Source organism: Desulfonatronum sp. SC1 (assembly GCF_003046795.1).
Taxonomy (GTDB): Bacteria; Desulfobacterota; Desulfovibrionia; order Desulfovibrionales; family Desulfonatronaceae; genus Desulfonatronum.
Genome location: NZ_PZKN01000063.1, coordinates 1 through 3,023 on the forward strand (window position 1 = coordinate 1; position 3,023 = coordinate 3,023).

The following is a 3,023-nucleotide window of genomic DNA, read 5'->3' on the forward strand; positions in this document are numbered from 1 at the left end:
TTGATTTCTACCATGCAACGGGTTAGAAAAAGGTTAGAAAAATCGTGCATGGCGATGTTTTTTGAAAACAACCTGCGGACATGAATGTCTCCCCGGATCGCGATGACCAATAGGGATATTTTGACCAAGATCACGCCGCCCAGGCCGCTGCACGTTCTGGCCAGGCAACGGTTGACCCGGCTGCTGGAGAAGACCGGGCAGGGCGTGACCTGGATTTCCGCGCCGGCCGGTTCGGGCAAGACCACGCTGGCCGCCGCGTACGCCGCTTCCCGGAAGCGGCCCTGCCTCTGGTATCAGCTCGATCCGCGGGACGCCGACCTGTCCACCTTCTTCTACTATCTGGGCCGCTCCTTGAAACGGGCCCGGCCCCGAAAACGCATGGACCTGCCTTTGCTCACTCCGGAATACCGGGGCAGGATCGATCTGTTCACCAGACGCTGTTTCGAAGCCTTGTTCACGGCCATGGGCTCGCGTGGAGCGGAGCGATCCGTGCTGGTCCTGGACGACTTCCAGTGCCTTGAGGATGAAGCCTTTCATGACATGTTGCGCATTGGGCTGGGCATGGTCCCTCCTGGCGTTCAGGTCCTGGTGCTGAGCCGCACGGCGCCGCCCGCGAGCTTCGCGGTGCTGCGCGCCAACAACATGATGAACGTCCTGGGCTGGAAGGAATTGCGGTTCAGTTTCGCCGACTCCGCGGCTTTTTTCCATCAGTTGCCGGATGGCGATCTTTTTCCCAGGGAAACGGTCCGCCTGATTCACGACAAGACCCAGGGCTGGGCCGCGGGGTTGAGGCTGCTGGGCGAGACCTTGGTCCGAACCTCCAGCCTGGAAGACGTCCCGACTTTTCCGCGGGAAGGGGTGTTCGACTATTTTCTCGATGAACTGTTTCGGAAAACGGGCCTGCACACCCAGGAATTTCTGCTCAAGACCGCCCTGCTTCCCTCCATCACCGCCCGGGACGCGGAAGCGGTGACGGGGCTGGCCTCCAGCGCAAACCTGCTCCGCGGCCTGGCTGAACAGAATTTCTTTATCACCCGGCATCCCGGCCAGGAAACGTCATATCGCTACCACCAGTTGTTTCGGGAGTTCCTGATCGCGCACGCCGAGGCTTACTATCCGGCTCACAGGATCGCCCTGATAAGGCGCGACGCCGCGGCCGTGCTCAGGGCCGGCGGAAGGACGGAAGAAGCGGTGGAGTTGTATCTGGCCGGTAATCACTGGGCAGACCTGATGGGGCTGGTCCAGGAGCAGGCCCCGGCTCTGTTGCGGCAAGGTCGTCAGGAAGTCCTGCGGGGCTGGCTGGCGCGGATTCCAGCCGACCTGGTTCGCGAGCACCCTTGGCTGCTGTACTGGAGCGGGGTGGCCCATCTGCCCCAGGACACCCGGAGTGGGCTCGATCTCTTGCGCGGTGCGTTTGAGGGATTCGTGAAGCAGGGTGAGATGGAGGGAGCCATGCTGGCCTGCGCGGAAATGATCCAGGCCATCTTTCAGGAACGGGGCAATTTCATGCGCATGGAGCCTTTTTTCGAATGGATGAATGACGCCGTGGGGCCTGAACCGCGGTTTTCTTCACGGGCTGTCGAGTCCAGGGTGGTGATGAGCATGGTCCTGGGGTGCGTTTTCTGCCGCCCGGATCATCCCCATCGCGGGAAGTGGATCGACCGGGGGCAGGAGCTGCTGGCCGAGGACATCGGGATTGACCGGAAGATCTGCCTGGGGTTCCATCTGCAGATTTTCCACATCTACATGGGCGATATGGGGGAGGCCGCGAAAATCCACGCTCGGCTCGGCCCATTGGTTTCCCCTCAGGCGCTGCCGGTTTTGATCCGGTTGTATTGGCTGGTCATCAAGGCCGCCCACAACCATTTGGTGGACCCAAATCCGGCCCTGTGCCGGAAGATCGTTCAGGAAGGGTTGGAACTGGCGGAGGCCACCGGGGTTCATGCCTTTGACGTGTTCCTGCTGCTGGTCGCCGCCTATACGGCCATCGATACGGGGCAGATGACCGAGCTGGAGCAGTTGAAGAGCCGCCTTGGGCTGCTGATGCCCAAGGCCAATGCCTTTGACGTGGGCAATTATCATTGCATGCTGGCGTGCGCGCATCTGGCGCAAGGCGACGGTGAGGTCGCGCTGATCCACGCTGAACTGGCCACGGGCGTCGTCTTTCAGCCTCGCACTCCCTTCCCTGCCATGCTGGGCAATATAGGCTTGGCCGAAGCCTGCATCGAGGCGGGCAAGTGGAATGAAGCACGCTCCTTCCTGCGCCGGGCCCGGCGGATCGTCGCGGGGATCGCCGGTTTTCAGGGCCAGGCGCATTTCCTGATTCCGGTTGCCTATGCGGCCTTCCGGTCAGGGAGGGAGCGGGTTGGGCTGCGCGTGCTGGCCAAGGCCCTGGCTCGGGCGCGTCAACGAGGATGGATCAACGCCCTGTACTGGCGGCCCCGGCAGCTTGGCCTGCTCTGCGCCAAGGCCTTGGAAAACGGCTTGGAAGTGGAGTATGTCCGAATGCTGGTCCATCGGCACAACCTTTCCCCCCTTGTTCCGCGGTCACTGCGGACCGGTCTGCCATATCCTCTGCGGATCAGGACGTTCGGCCAATTGAGCGTCACCAGCAACGGCATGGAGCTTGTCTCCGTCAGGAAGGGCACCCGAAAACCCTTGACCCTGCTCAAGGCCCTGATCGTGCTGGGCGGCCGGGACGTTCACGAGGAAACCCTGCGAAATTTGCTCTGGCCGGATACCGACGGGGACAAGGCCGCCCAGTCGTTGAAATTCACCCTGCACGCCCTGCGGAAATTCCTGAACAGGAGTTTAACAGATTGAACGTCATTTTTTTTGAAAACGCAAGTGATTTCGGTGTGTTAAGTCGCCAATTCCTGTAAGACCCCACTGCTCACTCCGTAGCCCATGGCCTTCAGTATCTGGGCCTGGGCGTCGCTTGGTTCCTCAAGCTTGCGGGTCGCTTTTCGTGCCCCGGCATTCCAACAAAGACATGAATGGAGTGTGCGCATCTGCTGCATTGT

At 61.1% G+C, this 3,023-nt stretch carries 1 protein-coding gene; it reads left to right on the plus strand.

The genetic code is table 11. The features are described 5' to 3' along the window. The first annotated feature begins 102 nt into the window (after window positions 1-102). Window positions 103-2,823 (plus strand): AAA family ATPase, encoded by a 2,721-nt coding sequence (locus tag C6366_RS18295; protein ID WP_107740623.1) that lies wholly within the window; start codon window positions 103-105, stop codon window positions 2,821-2,823. Window positions 2,824-3,023 lie beyond the last annotated feature (200 nt).